Genomic DNA, 4,177 nt, shown 5'->3' on the forward strand with positions numbered 1-4,177 from the left:
GTCCCTCCCCCCGCCCGTCCTCCCGGCCGTCCGCCGGTGGCGGCCGTCCCGACGGAGCCGGTCCCGGTGCCCCGGCTCGTCGCCTCGCTGCTGCCCGGCCGCCTCCTGGAGGCGGTGTGGCGCAACCAGGCGGACGGCACGACGTGGCGGACGACGGACGACGGGCCGGCCCGGCACGTGAAGTGGGCGCCCCGCGGCGCCGCCGCGCTGGACCTGCCGGCGGAGGTCGAGCGCCTGCGGTGGCTCGCCGGCCGCACGCCCGTGCCCGCCGTCGTCGCCGTCGCGGCGGACGAGGAGGGCGACGTCCTCGTCACCGCTACCGTCCCGGGCCGCAGCGCCGTGGACCCGCGGTGGCTGGCCGAGCCCGAGGCGGCCGTCACCGCCGTCGGCCGCGGGCTGCGGGCGCTGCACGACGCGCTGCCGGTCGAGGAGTGCCCCTTCTCGTGGTCGGTCGCCGACCGCCTGGCGCGCGTGCGACCGGACGTCGCGCCGGACGTGCGCGAGCGCCTGGGGGACCCGCCCGCCGTCGACCGGCTCGTCGTCGCCCACGGCGACGCGTGCATGCCGAACACGCTGCTCACCGACGACGGCACCTGGGCCGCGCACGTCGACGTCGGCGCGCTCGGGGTGGCCGACCGCTGGGCGGACCTCGCCGTCGCCGCCTGGAGCACCGCCTGGAACGTCGGCCCCGGCTACGAGGACCTGCTGCTCGAGGCCTACGGGGTCGCCCGGGACGACGCGCGCACCGCCTACTACCGCGATCTCTGGGACGCCGGCCCCTGACCCGGTGCCCTCGACGGACGTCCCCTCCTGGGTCCGGCCGTCACGCCGGGCGGCCCAGCACGTCGGCGAGCGGTCCGCGCCGCCACGCCAGCGCCGCCGCGTGCGAGGGCAGGCGCACGACGGGCAGGTCCGGCCGGTCCGCGCCGAGGGCGAGGACGCGCTCGCGGCCGCGGTGGTGGCTCGTCCAGGCCCACCGGACGATGTTCGCGGGGTCGGTGAGCACCGTCCGCAGCGGCGGCTCGACGTTCCCGTTCCACAGCACCTCGCGCCGCAGGCGGCGGCGCACCGTCCGGCGCACGACCTGCCGCATGACGCGGTGGCGCGGCAGGTCCAGCCACACGACCAGGTCGGCGCGGGCGGCGAGCAGGTCGCGCACCGCGCCGTACTGCCACTCCGTGACCCACGCGTCCCCCGCCGCGAGGGCCTCGACGTCGGCGCGGAAGTCCGGTCGCGGCACCCACCCCGGGCCGTGGTGCAGGGCGTCGAGCTCGACGTGCGGGACGCCGAGGTCGGCGCCCAGGGCCCGCGCGAGCGTCGTCTTCCCGGCGCCCGAGGTGCCCGCGACGAGGACCCGCCGCGGAGGTCGGGCCAGCGGCTCCCCCGGTCCACGCACGCGACGACGGTAGGGGCGGGCGGCGCCTCGGTACGGTGCCGCCATGCCGCAGATCGCCACCTCGACCACCGTCTCCCGCGAGGAGATGCTCGCGTTCGCGCGACCGCGCCACCGGGTCCTGCTCATCACCTCCCGGCGCTCCGACGGCGGCCCGCAGGCCTCGCCGGTCTCCTGCGGCGTCGACGAGCAGGGCCGCTTCGTCGTCTCCACCTACCCCGAGCGGGCGAAGTCCGGCAACGTCCGGGCGACCGGCCGCGCCAGCGTCGTCGTCCTGTCGGACGACTGGGACGGCCCCTGGATGCAGGTGGACGGCGACGCCGAGCTCCTCGAGCTGCCCGAGGCCCTCGAGCCGCTCGTCGACTACTTCCGGTCCATCTCCGGCGAGCACCCCGACTGGGACGAGTACCGCGAGGCCATGGTCCGTCAGGGCAAGGCCCTCATCCGCGTCACGCCCACGCGCTGGAGCCCCGTCGCCACGGGCGGCTTCCCGGCGCGGCTCGGGTAGGCCGGCAGGAGCGTCAGCCCGCCGGCCAGCCGCCCACCGCGCCGCCGTCGCGCATGAGCTCGGCGTAGCGGGTGAGCATCCCGTGCAGCGCCTCGTGCCGGTCGGCGCCGCGGCCCTCCGCGGCGGCCACGGCGTCGTGCTGCCACTGGGCGCCCGTCTGCCGGGTGCGGGCCCGCTCGTCGAGGACGCCGAGGTACCGGTCGATGGCGCCCTGGTCCACGCCCCAGCTCGTGAGCCCCTCGTGCACGAGGGGCAGCAGGGTCCGGCGGACGAGGTCGGCGGCGTCGCGCTCCTCCGCGCGGCCCGTGCGCTCGTCCGGCCACCACAGCGTGCTGCGCAGGCCGCGCTGCGCCCCCGCGTCCAGCGAGGCCCGCGCGATGGAGAAGGGCAGCGCCCCGCGCTCCCAGGGCCGCCGGTCGCGGTCGGCGAGCGCGCGCACGGCCCCGAACCAGAAGGCCGCGTTGGCGGCCATGTCGAGCACGGTGGGCCCCGACGGCAGCAGCCGGTTCTCCACGCGCAGGTGCGGGGCGCCGTCGACGACGTCGTAGACGGGTCGGTTCCAGCGCCACACGGTGCCGTTCTGCATCTTCAGCTCGGCCAGCCGCGGGACGCCGCCGCGCGCGAACACGCGCAGGGCGTCCTCCTCGGCCAGCTCGGGCAGCAGCGGCGGGTAGTGCAGGACGGAGTCCTCGAAGAGGGCGTACGCCGACGACGTCCACTCGTGGCCGAGCAGCACGCGCTCGCGCACGCCCTGGGCCGCGAGCTCCGGGGGGCGCGAGTCGGTGGCCTGCGCGAAGACGGGCAGGCGGGACTCGTCCCACAGCCGCCGGCCGGCGTAGAAGGGCGAGTTGGCCGCCAGGGCGACCTGCGGCCCCGCGAGCAGCTGGGCGGCGTTGTGGACCGCGGCGAAGTCCTCGGGCGAGGCCTGCAGGTGCAGCTGGACCGAGGTGCAGGCCGCCTCGGGGGCGATCGACGGCGAGTGGGCCAGGAGCCGCTCGTCCTCGCCGCGGATGTCGAGGAGCAGGTCCTCGCCGCGCTGCGCGCGCACCGCCTCGTCGAGCGCCCGGTAGCGGGGCGAGCGCGTCATCCACCCCTCGCGCTGGTCCTCCGGCAGCAGCGTCGGGACGATGCCGATCATGACGACGCGCGCGCCGTGGGCGCGGGCGGCCGCGTCGGCGGCCTCCATCCGGGCGCGCAGGTCCTCCTCGAGGGCCACGGCGCCGTCCCGCTGCATGCGGGCCGGCGGCACGTTGACCTCGATGGTGTGAGACCCGAGCTCCGTCGTGACGTCCGGGTCGGCCAGCGTCCTCAGCACGTCGCGGTTCGCGCGGGACGGGCGGGCGGCGGGGTCGACGAGCGCGAGCTCGACCTCCATGCCCGTCATCGTGTCGTCGGTCGTGAACGCGCCGTCGTCGAGCAGGCGCCGCAGCACGCCGAGCTGGCTGCGCAGCCGCTCGCGGTACCGGCGGCGCCCCTCGGGGGTCGTCACGGTGCCCGAGACCTCGTCACCCACCTGCCCCACCCCTCTCCGCGCTCTCGCCGCACCTGTGCCCCTGCGGCGATCCGACCACCTGTGCCCCTGCGGCGATCCGACCACCTGCGCCACCGGCGCGCGAGCGCGGACCACCCGTCGGCGCCCGACCGGCAGGCGTCGGCGTCAGCCGCGCAGGCGCTCCGTGCGGGCGCCCGCGACGAGGCGGTAGCGCTCCGGCACGCAGGTGAGGACGACGACCTGGCACGAGTCCCCCGCGGCGGCCAGCGCGCGGGCCATGCCGTCCAGGCGCTCCGGGTCGGAGTAGCCGAGCGCGTCGTCGAGCAGCACGGGCACCCCCGCGCCTCCGCTGACGAGGACGGCGCAGGCCAGCCGCCCGAGGACGGCGAGCTGCTCGCGCGCCCCGCCGGAGAGCTGGTCGAAGGGGACGGTCGTGCCGCCGAGCGTCCGGGAGGCGACCCGCAGGTCCGCCCCGACCTCGACCTGCACGTCGGCCCCGAAGACGGGCGCGGCCAGGCGCTCGAGCTGCGCGCGCAGCGGCTGCACGTAGGCCTCGTGGGCCCGCGAGCGCGCCTCCTGCAGCGCGAGGTGGAGGGTGCGCGCCGCCGTCGCGCGCCGGTCGCGGGCGACCTGCTCGCGCTGCAGCCGGTCGTGCTCCGCGCGCGCCTCGGCCAGCTGCTCGACCAGACCGGCGCCGCCGCGGTCCTCGAGCACCGCGGCGAGCGCGCCCACCTCGTCCTCGAGCCGGCGCAGGCGGCCGTCGGCGTCCTGCAGCCGCTGCGCC

At 78.0% G+C, this 4,177-nt stretch carries 5 protein-coding genes; 2 read left to right on the forward strand and 3 right to left on the reverse strand.

All coding sequences use genetic code 11. The annotated features are described in order from the left end of the window. Window positions 1-66: 66 nt before the first annotated feature. The gene (locus tag HLB09_RS13800; protein WP_409373010.1) at window positions 67-783 is read left to right on the forward strand and encodes a phosphotransferase; all 717 of its coding nucleotides are present in this window, start codon (window positions 67-69) and stop codon (window positions 781-783) included. A gap of 40 nt (window positions 784-823) precedes the next feature. Here HLB09_RS13800 and HLB09_RS13805 read toward each other — a convergent pair whose 3' ends face one another. Further along, complete coding sequence (locus tag HLB09_RS13805) at window positions 824-1,441, reverse strand: P-loop NTPase family protein (RefSeq protein WP_171203924.1); 618 nt, start codon at window positions 1,439-1,441, stop codon at window positions 824-826. On the opposite strand from HLB09_RS13805, the gene HLB09_RS13810 reads away from it, so the two are divergent. Then, complete coding sequence (locus HLB09_RS13810) at window positions 1,440-1,901, forward strand: TIGR03618 family F420-dependent PPOX class oxidoreductase (protein ID WP_171203925.1); 462 nt, start codon at window positions 1,440-1,442, stop codon at window positions 1,899-1,901. The two genes, HLB09_RS13805 and HLB09_RS13810, sit on opposite strands and share 2 nt — an antisense overlap. 13 nt (window positions 1,902-1,914) lie before the next feature. Here the strand turns inward: HLB09_RS13810 and HLB09_RS13815 are convergent, their stop codons facing one another. After that, complete coding sequence (locus HLB09_RS13815; RefSeq protein WP_171203926.1) at window positions 1,915-3,414, reverse strand: glutamate-cysteine ligase family protein; 1,500 nt, start codon at window positions 3,412-3,414, stop codon at window positions 1,915-1,917. 144 nt (window positions 3,415-3,558) lie between these two features. Beyond that, window positions 3,559-4,177, reverse strand: a 619-nt coding sequence (locus tag HLB09_RS13820; RefSeq protein ID WP_212771083.1) for an ATP-binding protein, incomplete at its 5' end; no start/stop codon positions are given.

This window comes from Pseudokineococcus marinus (assembly GCF_013004605.1).
GTDB lineage: Bacteria > Actinomycetota > Actinomycetes > Actinomycetales > Quadrisphaeraceae > Pseudokineococcus > Pseudokineococcus marinus.

What these genes read in the sequence shown, in the direction of transcription:
- HLB09_RS13810 (WP_171203925.1), top strand. Translation starts at nt 1,440, where the DNA reads ATGCCGCAGATCGCCACCTCGACCACCGTCTCCCGCGAGGAGATGCTC.
- HLB09_RS13805 (WP_171203924.1), bottom strand. Translation starts at nt 1,441, where the DNA reads ATGGCGGCACCGTACCGAGGCGCCGCCCGCCCCTACCGTCGTCGCGTG.